The organism is Sphingobium sp. B12D2B (genome assembly GCF_025961775.1).
Lineage (GTDB): Bacteria > Pseudomonadota > Alphaproteobacteria > Sphingomonadales > Sphingomonadaceae > Sphingobium.
Genome location: NZ_JAOQOH010000001.1, coordinates 2,088,695 through 2,107,856 on the forward strand (window position 1 = coordinate 2,088,695; position 19,162 = coordinate 2,107,856).

The window sequence follows — 19,162 nt, forward strand, 5'->3', positions numbered from 1 at the left end:
CCGCTTGAGTTTGGACGTGCCAGAGTGGCCATGAGGTCGCTCCGGCACGAGCCGCTCAACCCTGAAGATTATAGCTTTTCATGAGGTCGTAGAGCGTCGGCCGGCTCACCCCCAGCATCCGCGCCGCGCCTGAGATATTGCCCTCGGACCGGGCAATGGCCCGCCGGATCGCCGCCTGATCGGCCGCCTCGCGGACCGCGCGCAGATTGACCACCGGCCCATCCTCGCCAGCTGCTCCATCCAGATCAAGATCGCCTGCGGTGACCATCTTGCCCTCGGCCAGGATGACCGCACGTTTGACGCGGTTTTCCAGCTCTCGCACATTACCCGGCCAGTGCCAGGCATCGATGGCGGCAATGGCATCGCTGGCCAGGCCGCGCACCTGTGCATTCAGTTCCGGAGCGAAGCGGGCGACGAAATGGCGTGCGAGCAGCACGGCGTCGCCGGTTCGCTCCGCCAGAGCCGGGATGCGCACGATGATCTCTGCCAAGCGGTAATAGAGGTCCTCGCGGAAGCGGCTCTGCGCGATCATCTCCTCCAGATTCTGGTGGGTCGCGCAAACGATCCGGCAATCGACCGCGATCTGCTGGCGTCCGCCGATCCGCTCGATGGTCCGCTCCTGCAAGAAGCGCAGCAGCTTCACCTGCAGGGCCAGCGGAATGTCGCCCACTTCATCGAGGAACAGCGTGCCGCCCTGCGCCTGCTCGATCTTGCCGGGCGTGGTTTTGACTGCACCGGTGAATGCACCCTTCTCGTGCCCGAACAGTTCGCTTTCCAGCAGCGTCTCAGGGATCGCCGCGCAGTTGATCGCGACGAACGGCCCGGCGGCGCGGTCGCTCTTTTGGTGCAGGCCGCGCGCGAGCAACTCCTTGCCAGTGCCGCTGGCGCCAAGCAGCATCACGGACACGCTGGCGCTCGCCACGCGCTCAATCATGCGCGCGACCTTGAGCATTTCCGGCGATGCCGTGATCATATGCCCGAGCACCCGCGCATCGGCGGGGACCGCCTCGGCAAGCCGCCGGTTCTCCTGCTCCAGCGTGTGGACGTGGAAGGCGCGGGCGACGATGTGCCCCAGCGAGTCGATGTCGAGCGGCTTCTGGTAGAAGTCCCACGCCCCCTGCCCGATCGCACGCCGGGCACTGGCGCGGTCGCCCTGACCGGACGCTACGATCACCTTGGTCGCCGGGGCTTCGGCCAGGATCTGCGCCAGCGCGGCCATGCCTTCGGTGATTCCATCCGGGTCCGGCGGCAACCCCAGGTCGAGCGTGACCACCGGCGGCGCTTCTGCGCGCAGGATGTCCATCGCCTCCTCCCGGTCTCCGGCGATGAGGATGTGATAACCGTCATAGGACCAGCGCAACTGGCGCTGCAGACCTGGATCATCTTCGACGATCAGCAATTTCGGGCGGCTATCCCCCATCACATCGCACTCCGCATCGGCATGTCTGTTGCGTTCTCACTTGGGCTGGTGACTGGCAGCCGGATCGTGAACTGGCTGCCTTCTCCTTCGACACTCTGGACGAGAAGCCGGCCGCCCATCGCCTCGACCAGCGCGCGCGTCTCATGCGCGCCAAGGCCAAATCCATTGGCTTTGGTCGAGCTGAACGGGCGGAACAGACGGTCGCGCATGAAGGCGGCGCTCATCCCCTTGCCCCGATCGATCACGTGAAGATCCAGCCCGGCATCGCCTTGCTCCACGACGATCCGCACCAAGGCCTCATCCGGGCTGGCCTCGATGGCATTGCGCACCAGATGGGTGAGCGCGCGCTGCAGATTATCGGCGTCGACGATCACCTGCTGGTCGAGCGCGCCCTCCACGACGACATTGCGCGTGCCGCCGGCCCAGGCGCGGGCGAGATCGCCGAGCCATGGCCCCAGCAGCAGTTCCTCGCGCTCGGAGGGGCGTGCCTGCCCGCCACGCCCAAGGCGCTGGATGAGGTCGTTCATCCGCGATGAAGTTTCTTCCAGCGTCAGGATCATATCTTCCCGGAACGCCGGATTGTCTGCGTGGCGGCGGGCGTTGCCGGCCAACAGCGTCATCTGGCTCACGAGATTCTTGAGATCGTGCAGGATGAAGGCGAAGCGACGGTTGAACTCTTCGAACCGCTGCGCTTCAGCCAAAGCCTCGCGATGGCGCTCCTCCGCGACGCGTGCGGCAGCTTCGCCGCACACGACGCGCAGAACGTCAAAATCCTCCCAGTCGAGCGCGCGAGAGCGTGGCGGTGCCGCGAGCAGCATCACGCCGATGATCTCATCGCGGCAGATGAGCGGCGCAAGTGCCCAAGCGACACGGCTCTCCAGCATCGAGGCCGGGAGAAGGTCGCCCAGATCATGTCCCTCGCGTGCGATGTCGAGGATCTTTCCGGCCGGAACCATCCGGTCGGTGACGGCGAGTGGCAGGGTCAGCGGCGGGGCGCTAGCCTCTGGCCACGCATAGGCGCAGACGCGGACCAGATGCTCATCCTGCCTCAGATACAGCGCACCGGCAGGCGCATCGACCGCCTGGGTAATCGCCCGCGCGATCCGGCAATCGAGGCTGGTGTCATCCGTGTCTCCGCCATCCATCGTGGCGGAGAAGCGGAGCCAGAGGCTGCGATAGTCATATCGATGCGCGAACACATGCTTGGAGATTTCGCCCCGCAGCCAGGAGCGCATGGATGCCGACGGCAGAAAGGCCAGGACCGCGACGGCAAGGGTGAACAGGAGCGCGAACTGGACGATGCGCGCCATGGGAGCGCTCATGCCGCTCAGCAAGCCGACCAGCAGCAGGATGACGCAGATATAGAACAGCGCGAGGCCTGCAGAGACGAGCCGGGTCTTCAGTGTGCGCGAGAGCGCGAAGGCGCGCGTGCCGTCGCTGCGCAGGCCCAATGCGAGCATGATCGCCAGCACCGCCATCACGAACCCGCGCATCGGCGCGAGCGGGGTCATGCTCCCTTCGGCGAACCAGACCAGCAGATAATGGTTGAAATCATAGGCCCACATGCAGGCCAGCGCGGCGGCCAGCCAGCCCTCGCGGCGGGCCGATTCCGGGTCACCGCGCCCGGTATTCCAGCGAAACAGGAGGAGCAGCGCGCCCAGAGCGAAGGCAGCGCGCAACATCCAGGTCATTTCGAAATAAACGAGAATGCGGCGATCAAACCGAATGCCTTCGCCCATCTGCAGATCGAAAATCAGCTGAACAGCGAGCACAAGCGCCAGAGCCAGCACCACGACCTTGGGGCCGGCCCGCCCGCCCGGTCGCCAGACCCGCGAAAGGCTGGCCAGTGCCGCCAGCCAGGCCGCGTTGCGCATGGTCTCGGTGACTCCATCGCTCAATTGGCCGAGCGGGCTGAAGCCGACAAAGGCGTGCCGCAGCGACCATAGCGCCGTCAGCGCCAGCGCGACGATGACGAACTGCGGCGCGGCAATCCGGTGGGGCTGCCGCGAAATCAGGATCGCGAGCGTGGCGAACAGGATCGCCGCGAGCGCGTGACCCAGATGGCCGGCAATCAGCCAGACAGCCATGTGCATCCCCCCCCCGGGCTAAGCGACTGCGCGGCCGTGAAGATCACGCCGCCCACGCCGCAGCTCCGCCATCCCGCTTTACAGGTCAGTGTAAGATGATCCGACACCCGTCCGACTTATGGTCAAATAGCAAAAATATGCTGAACGTCGCAGACTGCCCGTGCGCGATGCCGATTTTTACCGGATGCTAAGCCTGTTTGCTTATCATGCCCACGTCCGCGAAGACCGGACGAGCCGGAGCCATTCATGCCCAACCGCATCTATCTGCTGATCGCCCTCGCCTTCATCATCGGTGGCCCGATGCTTGTGATGGGCATCAGCAATGTCCTCCCTTCGGACCCGGCGGTAGAGGTGGCGGCAAACGGCGGGCAGGCCCCAGAACCGTCGGTGGAACAGGCGCAGTCCGAGCCGGACCCGGAGGCACCGCCCCCGCCGATGGTGGAACAGGCGCCCGGATCGACCGATCCCCTCTTCGATGCCAACCCGACGCTGGACGTGGAGTCCGCTCGCGTCTCGCTTCCCGAGCCGGTCGCCGAGGATGTTCCCGCACCGCCGCCCCCTGCCCACGCGGAAAACTTCTCGCCGCAGTCCGGTTTTGGCGGCGACGACGGCAAACCGCATTATTGAGGCGCGCGTGATCTTGACGGACGAAGCGGGAGGCCGGCCGCTCAGCGCGGCGTTGTCAAAATGTCAATCAGGGCGCTCACACTGGCGTCAATCCCGATGCTCATCTGCCCCGCTCGGAAGCGCGGCAATATCCGTTCGGCGATGATCTTTCTGCAAAGTGAGTTGGGCAACGCTTGTTCCAACCCATAGCCAACCTCGATCCGCACGTGCCGCTCGTGAGGCGCGACAAGCAGAACCACGCCGTCATTATAATCCTTGCGGCCGATCCCCCATGCATTGGCAAGGTCACGGGTGAACTCTGAAACATCCCGCCCGCCCAGAGATTTGACGGTCACCACAACCATTTGATGACGGGTGGTCTTCTCGAACCGCGCCAGACGCTTGGAAAGTGCCGCTTCTTGCTTGTCCGGAATGATGTTGGCGAAGTCGTTGACGCGGCCAATGGGTGCGACTTCCGCCTGCGTTTGAGGGGCGTGAGACGGCGCATCAGTCGTGGACTGGTCATCTGGCAGCGCGTTAGAGCAAGCCGCGGTGAACATGATCAGCAGGGGGAGGATGAGCTTCCTGGCCAGCATTTCGAAATCTGACCTAAAGGTCCGCATTTTGCTGTTTCGGACCAACGTATTTCGAACCGAAAAACATAAGCTATGCCCCCCGGCAAAGTCAGCCTACGATTTCCCAAAAATATCCAGCGCCGCCACCGTCAGCGCCTTTGCGGCCGTGCCGATCACCGCATGGGGATCGGGCGTCCAGAGCGGGCTGTGGAGCGACGGCAGGCTGATCTCGCCGCGCTGCGCAGCGGCCACCTTGTCAGGGTCCACCCCTCCGACCCAGAAGATCATGCTCTCGATGCTGCTATCGGCGCGGTGATATTGGCCGAAATCTTCCCCGCCCATTACCGAGGGCACCTGGCGGACCCGATCGGCGCCGAAATGGGCGCGCAGCACGCCCGCGACATGATCGCTGAACTGCGGCGTGTTGTAGGTGGCGGGCGTATAATCCTGCTCCACCGCCATGATCGGCATCCGGTCCTCCGGCACGCCGGCCGCCATCGCCTCGCCCCGCGCGATCCGTTCGATGCCGCCCAGCAGGCGCCCGCGCGTCTCATCGGAATAGCTGCGCACGGTGATCAGCAGCTTTGCCTCGTCCGGAATGACATTGTGTTTGGCGCCGGCGACGAAGCTGCCGACCGTGACCACGGCCGCCTCCTGCGGATCGCACTCGCGGCTGACCAGCGTCTGCAGGCTGGTGACGATGCGCGCGGCGATCACGATCGGGTCGATGGTCTTGTGCGGATAGGCGCCATGGCCGCCCTGGCCGCGCACGGTGAGGTCGACGCTGTCCACATTCGCCAATATCCAGCCCGGCGTGTAGCCGATGGTGCCGGATGCAAGCTCGGCGCTGTCATGGAAGGCAAGGACATGGCTCGGCTTGGGGAAGCGCGTGAACAACCCATCGTCCAGCATGGCCTTGGCGCCCAGACCGATCTCCTCGGCCGGCTGCAGGATCATCACCAGCGTCCCCGACCATCGCGCCCGCAGCCCAATCAGCGCCTGCGCCGCGCCGGTCCAGGCCGTCATGTGAGTATCGTGGCCGCAGGCGTGCATCACCGGGCTCTCGATGCCGTCGCGCGTCGTCGCCCGGACCCTTGAGGCGTAGGGCAGACCGGTCTTTTCCTCGAGCGGAAGCGCATCCATGTCGGCCCGGATCATCACCACCGCGCCGGGGCCGTTCTCCAGCACAGCCACGACGCCCGTCTGCCCGACCTGCTCGGTAACGGCAAAGCCAAGCGCCCGCATCCGCGCCGCCAGCGTCGCCGCGGTGCGTACTTCCTGAAAGCTCAGTTCCGGGTTGGCGTGCAGGTCGCGGTAGATCTCCAGCAGTTCGGGCAGCGCCGCATCGATGGTCGCGTCTATCTGGGAGGCCGCAATGGCTTCGTTGGACGCTTCGTTGAAAGACATGGACGTTCCTTTTGCCCTTGATGGTCACGATCATAGGCGCTTTTGCGCGCCTTGGAAGGGCGGTGAGACCGCAGCGCTTCCAACCCGCCTGCTCTCTGCCTATGAGGCAGGCATGAAGCTGGACCGCCCCCCAAAAGCCGTGGTGTTCGATATGGACGGCGTGCTGTTCGACACCGAGATGCTCTATCGCGCGGCGATGTTTTCCGCCGGCGATGAGGGCGGTCATACGATCACCGAGGCGCTGTTCAATGCCACATTGGGGTGCCCATGGCCGACGGCGCGCCAGCACTTGCTCGACCATTTCGGCAGCGATTTTCCGGCCGATGATTTTCGGCATCGCGTGCGGGCCTATTTCGACCAGTTCGTGGCGCAGGACTTGCCGCTCAAGCCCGGCGTCGTGGCCTTGCTCGATGTGCTCGATGCAGCGGGGTTGCCCCGCGCGATCGCCACATCCTCAGGCCATGAGCAGGTCCGGCATCATCTGGCGCATCATGGTTTGGCGGATCGGTTCATGCATGTCGTCGCGTTCGGCGATTATCAGGCGGGAAAACCGGCGCCCGATCCCTATCTCCTCGCCGCGGAGCGATTGGGCATCGCGCCCGCCGATTGCCTAGCCCTCGAGGATTCGCACAATGGCGTGCGCTCTGCAGCCGCGGCAGGCATGATGACGGTGATGGTGCCGGATCTGATGGCGCCCACATCAGAAATGCAGGACCTGTGCGCCCACATCGTCGAGGATCTGCATGCCGTGCGCGACATCGTGCTGACGTCGCTTTCGGAAGGCCACCTGGTCGAACGACGCTAGTCCGCGCGCCCTGTCACTCGCTCGCCGGCCATGGCATCGGCCTCTTGAGGGGCGCCTTCGACGGGTGATGGCGCTGGCAAGCGCCCAAGCGCCTCGACCGGCTCTATGACATCAATGTCCCTCGACCCAGTTTCCACGCTAAACTCCTTAAAACGCCGGCCAGTCACTAGCACGCGATTCTCAAAGCTGGCGACGAACTTATTATAACTCGCGACTGATCCGTTTAAACTACGTCCGAGCGATGAGAGATGCCCGGCTGCCACCGCGAGCCGTTCATACATCTCTTTACCCAAAGCCGCGACCTGTTGCGCTTCTTCCTCCATTTTTTCCTGACGCCAGACGCTCGCCACGGTGCGCGCAATGGCAACCAGATTGGTCGGGGTTGCCAGCAAGACGCGCTTCTCGAAGGCCCATTCCCACAAACCATCGTCTTGTTCGAGCGCTGCAGTGAGGAAATGCTCGCCAGGAATGAACATGACCACATAATCGGCAGCTTGACCAAAATGCGTCCAGTAGTCCTTGGCACCGAGCTGCTGCGCATGGTTGCGGATTGCGCTGGCATGAGCCTTAAGATGCCCCGTGCGCACCACCTCATCCACAGCGTCTGCCGCTTCCAGATAAGCATTGAGTGAGCACTTCGCGTCGATTACCAATTGCCGCCCCCCGGGCAGACGCACGATCACGTCCGGGCGCAAGCGCCCGTCAGCAGTATCCACCGAAACTTCCGAGCGGAAATCGGCGAACTGGCTCAGCCCCGCCATTTCCAGCACGTTACGCAATTGCTGCTCGCCCCAGCGCCCGCGCGCCTTGGGGCTGGAGCGCAGCGCATTCACCAGTCGCGCCGTCTCCACCCGCGCCTCGGCACTGCCCAACCGCACCTGCTCGACGGCCTCGCGCAGCGCGGCGTAGCTGTCCACCCGCTCTTTCTCGACCTTACCGAGGCCTTCCTCATAGCGCTTCAGCGTCGTCTCGACCGGTTGCAACAGCGCCTTGAGACTGGCCTCGCTTTTCTCATGGGCCTGATGGAAGCGCTGATCGGCGCGCTCGATGAGCATGCGCTGCGCCTCGTTCAGCAACTTGCCGGCGGTCTCGCTGAACTGCGCAGACAATTGCTCGCGCGCCTCACCCAGCGCGCGAATTTGGGCCTCGAAGCCCTCCATCCGCGCCTTCTGATCGGCCTGCACAGCCGCGAGCATCCGTTCGGCCTCGTCCCGCGCGCGATCGGTGTCCTCCAATTTCGCGCGCAACAGGTCCGTTTCTTCCGCCCGGCTCGCCGCCACCGCGAGGTCGCGCAGCGCGGCGTTGCGCATGTCCTCAATGGTGGCGAGTCGGTCGGCAAGAGCCTTGCGCTCGGCCTCTACCGGGGCAGCCATGCGGGCGCGCATCAGCCAGCCGATAGCAAGCCCAATAAGCAAGGCAACTAACCCAACCAGAATACTTCCCACTTCCACAATTTTTCTCCCGGTGTTGCGGGCAGCCTGAGGCCGCCCGCGTTCCCCGTGAACAAAGTTAGATTAGATCAACTGCTGCCGAATGATCGGCAACATAGCTTCAAAATCCCTCAAGGCATCGGATCGCGAAGCGAAGATGCCAGTGGACTCGAAGATAGCGTTTCCGAAAGCGTCGGAAAAATACCAACGCCAACGGCCATCTGAGCCCATTTTCGTGAGAGGATTGAGACACGCCATGGCGACCTCCTAAAAAAGGTGGGACCGATCGGGCGATATCGGATCTTGAGAAACAACCTGTACGAGGGCTAGGCGCGCATGGATTTACCGTTTGCGCTTCGCTCCAAAGATCCTCGTCGTTTCGTGTCTTCATATCGACCGAATGACATGCTTTAGGTGAATATCGCTAGGTCATGGGCGCCTCCTCGATACGGTTCTCGGTTCACGGAGAACATCATGAGGTTACGCCCATCTGGACGGATGAAAAGAGATTAAAACCTCTTACCCACAGAAATTGTCCTTATCGCGCAAGCCCGTCAGTCGATATGGCCCTGCTCGCGGAAGAAGCTGTTGAGAGCGCCGAGCATCGTCTGCCACCAATCGACGACATCGGCGAAATTGCGCTGGGTCAGGCCCCCATAGGTCGTCACGTCATAAGTCAGGTCGAGCGAGCCATCCTCGTCCACCGCCATCTGGCTGAACCGGTTCTTGCGGTTCCACAAATTGGCGAGCTCTGGCGTGTTCTTGCCGTCATCCACGAAGCTGGTCGAGAAGTGCAGCGAGGCGCAGTTCTTGCCGTCCTCGCATTCGTAGAAATAGATGTTGAAGTTGTAGCCGCTCGCCGCGCTGGTGATCATCGGGTTGCCGCTCGACTCACTCTTGCTCAGGCTGGCCTTGTAGCCGGCGTCCTGGATCGCCTTCACCACCGTCTCGGGCGCATTGGCGCAGACGAGCCCCTTGCCGCACGGTTCCTCATCGGCCGCATGAGCGGGCGCCGTCATCATCACAAACGCACATGCCGCAGCGGAAATCCAAGCGGTCGTCTTCATCGTCGTCCCCATTGCTCGTTACCGCCACGGCCTTATCGCGATGAAGCGGACATCGCCACACCGCAAAGCCTATTGCAGATATGTTCTTCATATGTTCTATTGACGCATGAGTGCGATCAAGGGGCGCGGCGCCCCGGCCAACGAGGTATCGAGCCGTTTCCACCTGCCCGCGCGCGAGGTGGATGGCGACTGGCTGGATGCGCGACTGGCGGACGAGGAGGATCAGCCGCCCCCCCTGCGCACCACCGTGACGCTGGAGCAGGCGCGCACGATCATCACCCGGAACAATTCCCCCGACATTGGGTTTGAGCAATCGGTGAATGCCTATCGGGGCTGCGAACATGGGTGCATTTATTGCTTTGCGCGGCCGAGCCATGCCCGGTTCGATCTCTCGCCGGGGCTGGACTTCGAGAGCCGGTTGTTCGCCAAGCCGGACGCGGCCAGGCTGCTGCGGCAGGAACTCGCCAAGCGTGCTTATCTGGTGAAGACCATCGCGATGGGGACGAACACCGACCCCTATCAGCCCATCGAAGCGCGGTATCGCATCACGCGGGCGTGCATCGAGGTGCTGGCGGACTGCCGCCATCCGCTGATGATCACCACCAAATCCAACCGGGTGTTGCGGGATCTCGATCTGCTGGCGCCGATGGCGGCGCAGGGGCTGGTCGCGGTGGCGATTTCGCTGACCACGCTGGATGCCGGGCTGCACCGCAAGCTGGAGCCGCGCGCGCCCTCGCCTGCCAGTCGGCTCGCGGCGATCCGCGGGCTCTCACAGGCGGGGGTGCCGGCCCATGCCAGCCTGTCACCGATGATCCCGGCGATCAACGATCATGAGATCGAGGCGCTTGTCGCGGCGGCCGCAGAGGCGGGCGCGCAATCGGTCTCGTTCATTCCGGTGCGGCTGCCCTTCGAGGTCGCGCCGTTATTCCGGGACTGGCTCGAGGCACATTATCCAGACCGGGCCGCCAAGGTGATGAGCCTCATTCAGTCGATGCGGGGCGGGCGCGACAATGATCCCAATTTCGGCACGCGCATGCGCGGGTCCGGGGCTTATGCGGAGCTGATCGGCACCCGCTTCCGCGTCGCTCAGGCACGCCATGGCCTTGGCAAGGGCCGCCTTGCGCTGCGGCATGACCTGTTCGTGCCGCCATCCGATCAGGGCGATCTGTTCAGCATGCTGCGATGAACAGACCGCCCTTCGGCTATGTCAGATCAGTTGAAGGACACGCGCATCGTCGCCTTGCGCCCCCTCAACGTGTAGCCAACCGCGCCGAAGCCGATGACCAGCATGGCCCAGACAGCCGGCTCGGGCACCGGCGGAGCGTTGGTTCCGTTTACGGCAATATTGTCGATGTTCGCCGAAGCGCCACCGACGACGAAGCCGAAGACGACCCGGTCAACCAAATTACTGGCGCCGGCGATGGTGGAGAAATCCCCGGAGAAGGTCGAGAGCAGGCTGAACACCGGCACCTGACCCGCAAAGCCGGTCACGCTGTAGAGCAGGTTGCTGTCCACGGTCGCCAGATCGAAGCTGTCCAGCGTGAAGCTCGCGCCGCCCGCCGTCAGATCGAACAGGCTGAGCGCCGTCCCGCCGCCAAAGCCGACGCTGGGCGCGCTATTGCCCGAGCCGGTATCGACCACGGAAGACCCCAGCACATTGGCGAAGGTAAACCCATCCTGCGTGTAGCTGGTGAACGGATCACCCGATCCGGAGAGACCATCGAAGCTGATGATTGCGGCCTGTGATGGTGCCGCCAAGGCGGCTCCGGCCATGAGCGCCGCTGTGACAAGCGGCAGTTTGTACATAGTTTTCATCGGTAACTCCCAAATCCTAAGAGTCACCCCCGGCGCCACCCGATGGAACGGGATGGCACCCCCGCCGTTGCGATGGTTAACATTTCGCAAACGCACAATAGCGCTGCGTTCAATTGTGCTCACGAGGCGAGGAAAGCCGCGTTGGTTCGCGCTCCCGCGCTGTGCAGTGCAACACATCGCGCGTCAGGCACGGTTTAGCGGGAGGCGACCAACGCCAGCTGTGGGCCGTGCTGAGCGAGCACCACCTTGGTCACACCGCGCACCGTTTCCACGCGCTCGCCAAGCTCTGCATCGAGCTGAAAATCCTCGCCGAGGATGACCCGCGCCCGCCCGCCATCGGGCAGCGCCGCGTCCAGCTCCACCGTCGAGCGCGTGCCGCGCCGTTCGCCCAGCATCTGCCGGAGCGAAGGAATAGCGCTCGGCTCCTCCACGGAAATGACCATCCGCATTCGCGCCGTGCCCGCGAGGCGCGCAAAGGACTGGACGTTGCGCACGGTGACGCGCGGGGTCTCCTCACCGGGCTGGCGATCCAGCTCCACGGTCAGCAGGGCGCACTCGTTGCTCTCGTGCAGGGTTGCGAGCAGCTTGCAGCTTTCCTCATCGAAGCAACTGGCCTGGAACTGCCCGCTCGAATCCGAGAAGGTCGCCGAAGCATAGCGGGCGCCGCGCTTGGTCTCGCGCCAGCGTATATCCTCGATCAGCCCGGCCATCATCGCGCCCGTGCGGTCGCCCCCGCCAATGCCATCCGACTGGCCGCACAGTTCCGCATAGCTGCGCACGCCTTTGCCGCGCGCGAGGATGCGGTAGCGGTCCACGGGGTGCGCCGAGAAATAGAAGCCGAACGCCTCCTTCTCCTGCGCCATGCGCTCGACGGCGGCCCATTTCACATCCGGCAGCGGCACATCCGCATGGGAAACATCCTCCCCGCCGAACAAACCGCCCTGCCCGCTCTCGCGCTGCTCGGCGGCTTTGGCGGCAACCGCCAGCAGCGCCTCGGCCGCGGCATGGACCACCGCGCGGTCCAGCCCCAGGCTGTCGAAGGCGCCGGCCGCCGCGAGACTCTCAAGCTGCCGGCGATTGAGCAGGCGCGGCTCGATCCGCCCGGCCAGATCATCGAGATCGCGAAACGCGCCGCCCCGGACCCGCTCCTCAACCAGCGTCTCCATCGCCTTCTCGCCCACGCCCTTGAGGCCACCAAGCGCATAACGGACGGCATGGCGGCTGGCGTCCTCCGGGTCCGGCTCCACCGAGAAATCGGCTTCGCTCACGTTGATGTCGGGCGGCAGGCAGGTCAGCCCCATGCGGCGCATATCATCCACGAACACGGTCAGCTTGTCCGTCTGGTGGATATCGAAGGCCATGGAGGCGGCGTAGAATTCGGCCGGATAATGCGCCTTGAGCCACGCGGTCTGATAGGCGAGCAACGCGTAGGCGGCCGCGTGGCTCTTGTTGAAGCCATATCCGGCGAACTTGTCGATCAAGTCGAACAGCTCATTGGCCTTCTTCTTGTCGATCTGGTTGTGCGCCTTGCAGCCTTCGACGAAGGTCGCGCGCTGGGCGTCCATCTCCGCCTTCACCTTCTTGCCCATGGCGCGGCGCAGCAGATCGGCGCCGCCGAGCGAGTAGCCGGCAAGTATCTGCGCGGCCTGCATCACCTGTTCCTGATAGACGAAGATGCCGTAGGTCTCGTTCAGGATCGGCTCGAGAAGATCATGCGGATATTCAATCGCCTCCTCGCCATTCTTACGGCGTCCGAACAGCGGGATATTGTCCATCGGGCCGGGCCGGTAGAGCGAGACGAGCGCGATGATGTCGCCGAAATTGGTCGGCTTCACGGCGGCGAGCGTCTTGCGCATGCCCTCGGATTCCAGCTGGAACACGCCGACCGTGTCGCCGCGCTTGAGCAGATCGTAGACTTTCGCGTCGTCCCAGCTCAGCCCTTCCAGATCGACGCTAACACCGCGCTTGGCGAGCAGCTTGACCGCGCGCTGGAGCACCGAGAGGGTCTTGAGGCCCAGAAAGTCGAACTTCACCAGCCCGGCGCTCTCGACATATTTCATGTCGAACTGGGTCACCGGCATGTCGGACTTGGGATCACGGTAGAGCGGGATCAGCTCCGACAACGGACGGTCGCCGATCACCACGCCGGCGGCGTGGGTGGAGCTGTTGCGCGGCAGGCCTTCCAGCATCATCGCCTGATCGACCAGCCGCTTAATCTGCCCGTCCGCCTTATATTCGGCCACGAACTCGGCGGAGCCGTTCATCGTTCGCTCCAGCGTCCATGGGTCGGTGGGGTGATTGGGAACCAGCTTGGCCAGCCGATCGACCTGATTATAGCCCATCTGCAGCACGCGGCCGGTATCCTTGAGTGCCGCGCGCGCCTTCAACGTACCGAAGGTGATGATCTGCGCGACCTGATCATGGCCATATTTGCCCTGCACATAGCGAATGACTTCACCACGCCGAGTTTCGCAGAAGTCGATGTCGAAGTCCGGCATCGAGACGCGCTCGGGATTGAGGAAGCGCTCGAACAGCAAGCCCAGCGCCAGCGGATCAAGATCGGTGATCGTCAGCGCCCAGGCGACGACCGAGCCAGCGCCCGAACCACGCCCCGGCCCCACCGGAATATCTTGCGCCTTGGCCCATTTGATAAAGTCGGCCACGATCAGGAAGTAGCCGGGGAAGCCCATCTGGATGATGATATCCAGCTCGAAATCGAGCCGGGTGAAATAATCCGGATAGCGCGCCCGCAGCGCAGCTTCGTCAAGCTCGGCCGCGGCCTCGCCATGCGTCTGCTGGTGGATCTTGCGCAGGCGCCCGACCAGACCCGCCGTCGCATCGACGCGCAACTGCGCCTCCTCACCGTCGCGGTCGCCGGCGAGGCTGGGCAGGATCGGCTTGCGCTTGGGCGCCATCACCGCGCAGCGCTGCGCAACGACAAGGGTGTTGGCGATGGCCTCCGGCAGATCGGCGAACAATTGCTGCATCGCATCGGCCGGCTTCATCCAGCTTTGCGGCGAACTTTTCGGGCGGTCCTCGCTCTCCACATAGCTGCTGTTGGCGATGCAGAGCAGCACGTCATGGGCCGGATGGAAGCCGGCATCGGCATAACAGGCGGGATTGGTAGCCACGAGCGGCAGGTTGCGCGCATAAGCGAGGTCGATCAGCGCGTCTTCCGCCGCCGCCATGATCGCATCGTCCGTGCGGGACAGCTCGATATAGAGGCGATCGCCGAACAGCGCGGAGAGACGGCCCAGATAGCGACCGGCTTCCTCCGGCAGGCCCTCCGCCAGCAACCGGGCGAGTGCACCTTCGCCGCTGGCCGTCAGGCAGATAAGACCGTCGGCATGGCGCTCCAGCGCCTCGAAGGAGACATGCGCCTCCTCCATTTCCGGCCGCTCGACATGGGCGCGGCTCGCCAGCGCGCAAAGATTGCCATAGCCGACATCATCCTGCGCCAGCAGGACCAGCCAGTCGATCTGCACCGGCGCATTGTCCGGCCGGCCGGGGCGCGCCACCGCAAGCGTCGTGCCGATGATCGGCTGCACGCCGGCCTTCGCCGCCGCATCCGAGAAGGCCATGGCCGCATAGAGGCCGTTCCGATCGGTTAGCGCGGCGGCAGGAAAGCCCAGCTCCTTGGCCCGCGCGGCAAGCTGCTTGGGCGCAATCGCGCCTTCCAGCAGGGTGTAGGCCGACAGGTTACGGAGCGGAACATAGGGCTGGTGCGGCATGACCGCTGTTATGGGGCCTTGGCGCCCATCTGGAAAGGGCCGCGCGCAAGTTACCCACAGGCTTTGCACCACTGAGACCGCCGGCACTGGGTCATTCCCGCAATCCCCCTGAACGCCCGATCTTGCAAGGACTTGCGCCCCGGACCCAAGATGGTTCAATGAGTCGCAGAAACAGGGGACGGGATTATGGACATCGAACCGACGGGTGGCAGGGCGCCATCGCTCATGGAACGCGCGAAGGCGATCATTCTCAAGCCCAAGGCGGAATGGCCGGTGATTGCGGCGGAGACGACGCCGAGCGGTGACATCTTCACCAACTACGCCCTGCCACTGGCGGGGATCAGCCCGATCGCGGCCTTCGTCGGCGGCCAGCTCTTCGGCTTCGGCGCGTTCGGCTTCAGCTATCGCCCGTCGCTGATGGGCGGCCTCTCCATGGCGGTGACGAGCTTCATTCTGGCGCTGGTCAGCCTGTTCCTCATCAGCTTCATCGCCAACAAGCTCGCGCCCAAATTCGGCGGCGTCGGCAGTTCTCGCAACGCCTTCAAGCTCGTCGCCTATTCGATGACGGCCAGTTGGCTAGCCGGCATCTTCAGTATCATGCCGTCGCTCAGCTTCCTTGGAATTCTCGGCCTCTATTCTTTCTATCTCTTCTATGTCGGCGCGGCCCCGCTGATGAAAGTGCTGCCCGAGAAGGCGCTGACCTACACGATCGTGACGGTGCTGTGCGTGCTGGTGATCTATATCGTCATCGGCGCGATCACCGCCACGGTGGGCCGCACCTTCGGCTTCTCGCCCTCGGGAAGCCTGGGCGGCGGCACGGTGACGACCGAAGATGGCGATACGATTACCCTGCCCGGCGTCGGCAACATCGATACCGGCAAGATCGAGCAGGCAGCGCGCGACATGGAAGCCGCGCAGACCCGTGAAGCCGTCGCGCCGGCGCAATTGCAGGCGCTCCTGCCTGCCAGCATCGGTGTCTATCAGCGCACGGCGATCAGCAGCGTCAAGGCCGGCCCCACCAGCCAGGCCGAGGCAAGCTATGAGGCAGGTGGCAAGCGCTTCACCCTCAAGGTCTCCGATATGGCGGCGATGGGCGCGATTGCCGGCATGGCGAGCGCCATGGGCGTTGAATCCAACCGTGAGGATGGCGACAGCTACGAGCGCACCACGACGGTGGACGACAATATGGTCATCGAGCGGTGGGACCGCGGCGCCGGCAACGGATCGTTCGCAACCACGGTCGACAAGCGCTTCATGGTCGAGGCAGAGGGCGACGCGGGCAGCATCGACGAATTGAAGGCCGCCGTCGCTGCCATCGACATGGCCAAGCTGAAAGGCCTGGGGCGCTAATCAGGCGCCGATCCGTTCAAAAATAGGCTGCGCCTGAGCGGTTCAGGCGCGAGGCTGAAAGCGTCGGCGATTACCAGTCCAGCACTTCGCCATCATAGGCCCAGAAGCGGCCCGTGTTCGCCATGCTCAGGCCATCGAGCACCTGCCGCAGCCCCGCCGCGCTGGTCTCGACGTCGATGTCCGCGCCGGGGCCACCCATATCGGTGCGCACCCAGCCGGGGTGGAGGGAGGCCACCGCAATCCCCTCGCCTGCCAGATCGGCGGCGAGGCACTGGACGATCTTGTTGACCGCCGCCTTGGAGGCACGATAGGCGAGATGGCCCGACTGCGGCGCGGCCATCGACCCCATGCGGCTGGAGGTCACCGCCACGCGGGGATGAGCCGCCCTGCGCAAATTGGGCAGCAGTGCCTGGATCACCCGCAGCGGGCCGAGCACGTTCACATCGAGCGTGCGCAGGAAGCCATCGAAGTCCATGTCCGTGCTGCTCTGACGCTCGGGGCCGATCACTCCGGCATTGGCAAGCAGCAGGTCGACCGGCCTGCCATCGAGCGCCGCAGCGAACTTGCTGACCGATTGCGCATCCGCCACATCCAGCGCCATGGTGGTGCCGAAGATGGGGTCGGCCCGGTCTTCGCCGCGCATGGCGCGGATCACATCATGCCCGTCCTGCGCATATTGCCGCGCCAGTTCCAGGCCGATGCCCCGATTGGCGCCGGCGATCACGATGGTTGCCATGAGTCGTCTCCTGTCGCGTGCCGCCGGCCACCATGGCGCGCCGGCACAAATCGCTAATCGAGAAACCCGTCATGCAGCCGAACGATCCGGTCCATCCGTGCCGCCAGCCGCTCATTATGCGTTGCGATGAGCGCGGCTGAGCCCTGCTCGCGGACCAGCCGGATGAATTCGTCCAGCACCACATCGGCCGTGCGCTCATCCAGATTGCCGGTCGGCTCATCTGCCAGCACCAGCGCCGGTCGATTGGCAAGGGCCCGGGCCACCGCGACGCGCTGTTGCTCGCCGCCGGAAAGCTGGCTGGGCTTGTGCTCGAGCCGATGCCCGAGACCAAGGCTGGTGAGCAGGCTTTCCGCACGCGCCCGCGCCTCAGCCTTGCTCTTGCCGAGGATCAGCTGCGGGAGGATGACATTCTCGACCGCGCTGAAATCCGGCAGCAGATGATGGAACTGATAGACGAAGCCGAGCTTCTCCCGCCGCAGCGTCGTGCGGCCATCATTGCCCTCGCTTGCAACTTCAACGCCGCAGAGGCGGATCGAGCCGCCAAAGCCGCCCTCCAGCAGCCCGATCGCCTGCAACATGGTCGACTTGCCGGAGCCGGACGGGCCGAGCAGCGCCACGATCTCGCCGGCCTGAACGTTCAGGTCCACGCCGCGCAGCACGTCGATCTTGGCGCCGCCCTGCGTGAAGCTGCGCGACAGGCTGTGAACGGAGAGCACCTCACTCATAGCGCAGCACCTGTACGGGGTCGGTATTGGCAGCCTTGAAGGCCGGATAAAGCGTGGCGAGGAAGCTGAAGCCCACCGCCATGATGCAGATCGCGCCGATCTCGACCGGATCGGGCTTGGACGGCAGCGAGGTCAGGAAGCGGATCGACGGGTCCCAGAGCTGCTGGCCGGTGAGCATCTGCACGCCATCGACAATGCCCTGACGGAAGAACAGGATCACCGAGCCAAGGACAAGCCCCGCGCCGGTGCCGAGCGTGCCGATGGTCACGCCCACTGTCACGAAAATCCGCAACAGGCTGGCGCGAGTCGCGCCCATCGTGCGCAGAATCGCGATGTCGCGCGTCTTGGCGCGGACCAGCATGATCAGGGAGGAGAGAATGTTGAACACCGCGACGAGAATGATCAGCGAGAGGATGACGAAGGAGACCACACGGTCCACCTGCAAGGCCTCGAACAGGCTGGCATTCATCTGCCGCCAGTCGATCACCTGGCCTTGCGTCGCTACCTGCTTGGCCAGTGGCGCCAGGATCTCGCCGACCCGGTCCGGATCTTCCGTCTGCAGCTCGACCATACCGACCTTGTCGCCCATCAGCAGCAGGGTCTGCGCATCCTGCATCGGCATGATCACGAACGCCTTGTCATAATCGTAGATGCCGATCTCGAAGATGGCGCCGATCTCATAGGGGAGCTGGCGCGGCACCGTGCCGAAGGGCGTCGAGCGCCCGGCCGGATTAATGACGCTGATCGACTGGCCAACGCCCACGCCCAGCGCCTCGGCCAGGCGGGAGCCGATCGCCACCTTGCCACTGCCGGCCCGCACATCCTTGAGCGAGCCTGCCAGCACCTTACCGGAGAGCGAGGCATTGTCGTGAATATCCGCTTCCGTCATGCCGCGAATCAGGGCCGCTTCCACGCGGCCGTTAAACGTCGCCAGCAGCGGCTGCTCGATCAGAGGGGTCGCGCTGGTCACACCAGGCGTGGCTCGCGACTGCCGCGCGATCTCCTCCCAATTGTCCAGCCGCCCGCCATAGCCCTGCACCACCGCATGGCCATTCAAACCCACGATCTTGTCGAACAGCTCGGCCCGAAAGCCATTCATCACGCTCATCACGACGATCAGCGCGCCCACGCCCAGCATCACCGCGACGAGGCTGATGGAGGCGACGAGGAAGATGAATCCCTCGCCCTTGCCAGGCAGCAGGTAGCGCCGGGCGATCATGCGTTCGTAACGATTGAGGATCATGGCAGGGGCAGAAGCCTCGCGGGGGGACAGTCTGCGCACCTCTATGGTGCGGGGGAGGGAGTGGCAAGGCCCTGCGGCCTGACCGGGGGCATGGCGCGCCTGTTGCGGATATGGCACAGGGCGCTTAACAATTTCGTAGCGTCGTAACTTGCCTGATGACAGCCG

Annotated in this window: 15 protein-coding genes; 4 read left to right on the top strand and 11 right to left on the bottom strand. The window is 64.3% G+C overall.

All coding sequences use genetic code 11. From position 1 onward, the window contains the following. Positions 1-55: 55 nt before the first annotated feature. Positions 56-1,420, bottom strand: coding sequence for a PEP-CTERM-box response regulator transcription factor (gene prsR / locus M2335_RS09935; protein WP_264594577.1), 1,365 nt, complete (start codon positions 1,418-1,420; stop codon positions 56-58). Continuing rightward, positions 1,420-3,507: an XrtA/PEP-CTERM system histidine kinase PrsK gene (prsK, locus tag M2335_RS09940; protein WP_264594578.1), complete on the bottom strand. Its 2,088-nt coding sequence runs from the start codon at positions 3,505-3,507 to the stop codon at positions 1,420-1,422. Before prsK ends, prsR begins: the two co-directional genes overlap by 1 nt. A 246-nt stretch (positions 3,508-3,753) precedes the next feature. Between prsK and M2335_RS09945 the strand changes: the two genes are divergently transcribed. Then, the gene (locus tag M2335_RS09945; protein WP_264594579.1) at positions 3,754-4,134 is read left to right on the top strand and encodes a hypothetical protein; all 381 of its coding nucleotides are present in this window, start codon (positions 3,754-3,756) and stop codon (positions 4,132-4,134) included. 41 nt (positions 4,135-4,175) lie between these two features. Here the strand turns inward: M2335_RS09945 and M2335_RS09950 are convergent, their stop codons facing one another. Both M2335_RS09950 and M2335_RS09955 read right to left on the bottom strand, forming a co-directional pair. After that, positions 4,176-4,709: a TPM domain-containing protein gene (locus M2335_RS09950; protein WP_264594580.1), complete on the bottom strand. Its 534-nt coding sequence runs from the start codon at positions 4,707-4,709 to the stop codon at positions 4,176-4,178. A gap of 93 nt (positions 4,710-4,802) precedes the next feature. Further along, a complete protein-coding gene (locus tag M2335_RS09955; protein ID WP_264594581.1) occupies positions 4,803-6,095 on the bottom strand; it encodes an amidohydrolase in 1,293 nt (430 codons plus the stop codon). A gap of 112 nt (positions 6,096-6,207) precedes the next feature. Here M2335_RS09955 and M2335_RS09960 point away from each other — a divergent pair, with 112 nt between their 5' ends. Continuing rightward, entirely contained in the window at positions 6,208-6,900 is a 693-nt protein-coding gene (locus M2335_RS09960; RefSeq protein WP_264594582.1) for an HAD family hydrolase, read from the top strand. Here the strand turns inward: M2335_RS09960 and rmuC are convergent. Continuing rightward, positions 6,897-8,273: a DNA recombination protein RmuC gene (gene rmuC, locus M2335_RS09965; RefSeq protein ID WP_413716116.1), complete on the bottom strand. Its 1,377-nt coding sequence runs from the start codon at positions 8,271-8,273 to the stop codon at positions 6,897-6,899. The two genes, M2335_RS09960 and rmuC, sit on opposite strands and share 4 nt — an antisense overlap. A gap of 611 nt (positions 8,274-8,884) precedes the next feature. Continuing rightward, positions 8,885-9,397: a YbjN domain-containing protein gene (locus M2335_RS09970; RefSeq protein WP_264594583.1), complete on the bottom strand. Its 513-nt coding sequence runs from the start codon at positions 9,395-9,397 to the stop codon at positions 8,885-8,887. Positions 9,398-9,503: 106 nt separating this feature from the next. Here M2335_RS09970 and M2335_RS09975 point away from each other — a divergent pair, with 106 nt between their 5' ends. Next, positions 9,504-10,583: a PA0069 family radical SAM protein gene (locus tag M2335_RS09975; protein WP_264594584.1), complete on the top strand. Its 1,080-nt coding sequence runs from the start codon at positions 9,504-9,506 to the stop codon at positions 10,581-10,583. Between the two features lie 26 nt (positions 10,584-10,609). Here the strand turns inward: M2335_RS09975 and M2335_RS09980 are convergent, their stop codons facing one another. Next, a complete protein-coding gene (locus tag M2335_RS09980) occupies positions 10,610-11,212 on the bottom strand; it encodes a PEPxxWA-CTERM sorting domain-containing protein (protein ID WP_181559524.1) in 603 nt (200 codons plus the stop codon). A gap of 194 nt (positions 11,213-11,406) precedes the next feature. Further along, complete coding sequence (gene dnaE / locus M2335_RS09985; RefSeq protein WP_264594585.1) at positions 11,407-14,943, bottom strand: DNA polymerase III subunit alpha; 3,537 nt, start codon at positions 14,941-14,943, stop codon at positions 11,407-11,409. 186 nt (positions 14,944-15,129) lie between these two features. Here dnaE and M2335_RS09990 point away from each other — a divergent pair, with 186 nt between their 5' ends. Continuing rightward, positions 15,130-16,293: a Yip1 family protein gene (locus M2335_RS09990; protein ID WP_264594586.1), complete on the top strand. Its 1,164-nt coding sequence runs from the start codon at positions 15,130-15,132 to the stop codon at positions 16,291-16,293. Between the two features lie 70 nt (positions 16,294-16,363). On the opposite strand, the gene M2335_RS09995 is transcribed toward M2335_RS09990, so the two are convergent. Genes M2335_RS09995 through M2335_RS10005 form a run of 3 tightly spaced genes read right to left on the bottom strand, consistent with a single transcriptional unit; the run spans position 16,364 to position 18,997 of the window. Beyond that, a complete protein-coding gene (locus tag M2335_RS09995) occupies positions 16,364-17,029 on the bottom strand; it encodes an SDR family oxidoreductase (RefSeq protein ID WP_264594587.1) in 666 nt (221 codons plus the stop codon). Positions 17,030-17,082: 53 nt separating this feature from the next. Next, complete coding sequence (locus tag M2335_RS10000) at positions 17,083-17,754, bottom strand: ABC transporter ATP-binding protein (protein ID WP_264572695.1); 672 nt, start codon at positions 17,752-17,754, stop codon at positions 17,083-17,085. Next, positions 17,747-18,997 carry a lipoprotein-releasing ABC transporter permease subunit gene (locus M2335_RS10005; protein WP_264594588.1) on the bottom strand — a complete coding sequence of 417 codons (1,251 nt, stop codon included), beginning with the start codon at positions 18,995-18,997 and terminating at the stop codon, positions 17,747-17,749. The genes M2335_RS10000 and M2335_RS10005 overlap by 8 nt, the downstream gene beginning before the upstream one ends. Between the last annotated feature and the right edge of the window lie 165 nt (positions 18,998-19,162).

What these genes read in the sequence shown, in the direction of transcription:
- prsR (WP_264594577.1), bottom strand. Translation starts at nt 1,420, where the DNA reads ATGGGGGATAGCCGCCCGAAATTGCTGATCGTCGAAGATGATCCAGGT.
- prsK (WP_264594578.1), bottom strand. Translation starts at nt 3,507, where the DNA reads ATGGCTGTCTGGCTGATTGCCGGCCATCTGGGTCACGCGCTCGCGGCG.
- M2335_RS09945 (WP_264594579.1), top strand. Translation starts at nt 3,754, where the DNA reads ATGCCCAACCGCATCTATCTGCTGATCGCCCTCGCCTTCATCATCGGT.
- M2335_RS09950 (WP_264594580.1), bottom strand. Translation starts at nt 4,709, where the DNA reads ATGCTGGCCAGGAAGCTCATCCTCCCCCTGCTGATCATGTTCACCGCG.
- M2335_RS09955 (WP_264594581.1), bottom strand. Translation starts at nt 6,095, where the DNA reads ATGTCTTTCAACGAAGCGTCCAACGAAGCCATTGCGGCCTCCCAGATA.
- M2335_RS09960 (WP_264594582.1), top strand. Translation starts at nt 6,208, where the DNA reads ATGAAGCTGGACCGCCCCCCAAAAGCCGTGGTGTTCGATATGGACGGC.
- rmuC (WP_413716116.1), bottom strand. Translation starts at nt 8,273, where the DNA reads ATGGCTGCCCCGGTAGAGGCCGAGCGCAAGGCTCTTGCCGACCGACTC.
- M2335_RS09970 (WP_264594583.1), bottom strand. Translation starts at nt 9,397, where the DNA reads ATGAAGACGACCGCTTGGATTTCCGCTGCGGCATGTGCGTTTGTGATG.
- M2335_RS09975 (WP_264594584.1), top strand. Translation starts at nt 9,504, where the DNA reads ATGAGTGCGATCAAGGGGCGCGGCGCCCCGGCCAACGAGGTATCGAGC.
- M2335_RS09980 (WP_181559524.1), bottom strand. Translation starts at nt 11,212, where the DNA reads ATGAAAACTATGTACAAACTGCCGCTTGTCACAGCGGCGCTCATGGCC.
- dnaE (WP_264594585.1), bottom strand. Translation starts at nt 14,943, where the DNA reads ATGCCGCACCAGCCCTATGTTCCGCTCCGTAACCTGTCGGCCTACACC.
- M2335_RS09990 (WP_264594586.1), top strand. Translation starts at nt 15,130, where the DNA reads ATGGACATCGAACCGACGGGTGGCAGGGCGCCATCGCTCATGGAACGC.
- M2335_RS09995 (WP_264594587.1), bottom strand. Translation starts at nt 17,029, where the DNA reads ATGGCAACCATCGTGATCGCCGGCGCCAATCGGGGCATCGGCCTGGAA.
- M2335_RS10000 (WP_264572695.1), bottom strand. Translation starts at nt 17,754, where the DNA reads ATGAGTGAGGTGCTCTCCGTTCACAGCCTGTCGCGCAGCTTCACGCAG.
- M2335_RS10005 (WP_264594588.1), bottom strand. Translation starts at nt 18,997, where the DNA reads ATGATCCTCAATCGTTACGAACGCATGATCGCCCGGCGCTACCTGCTG.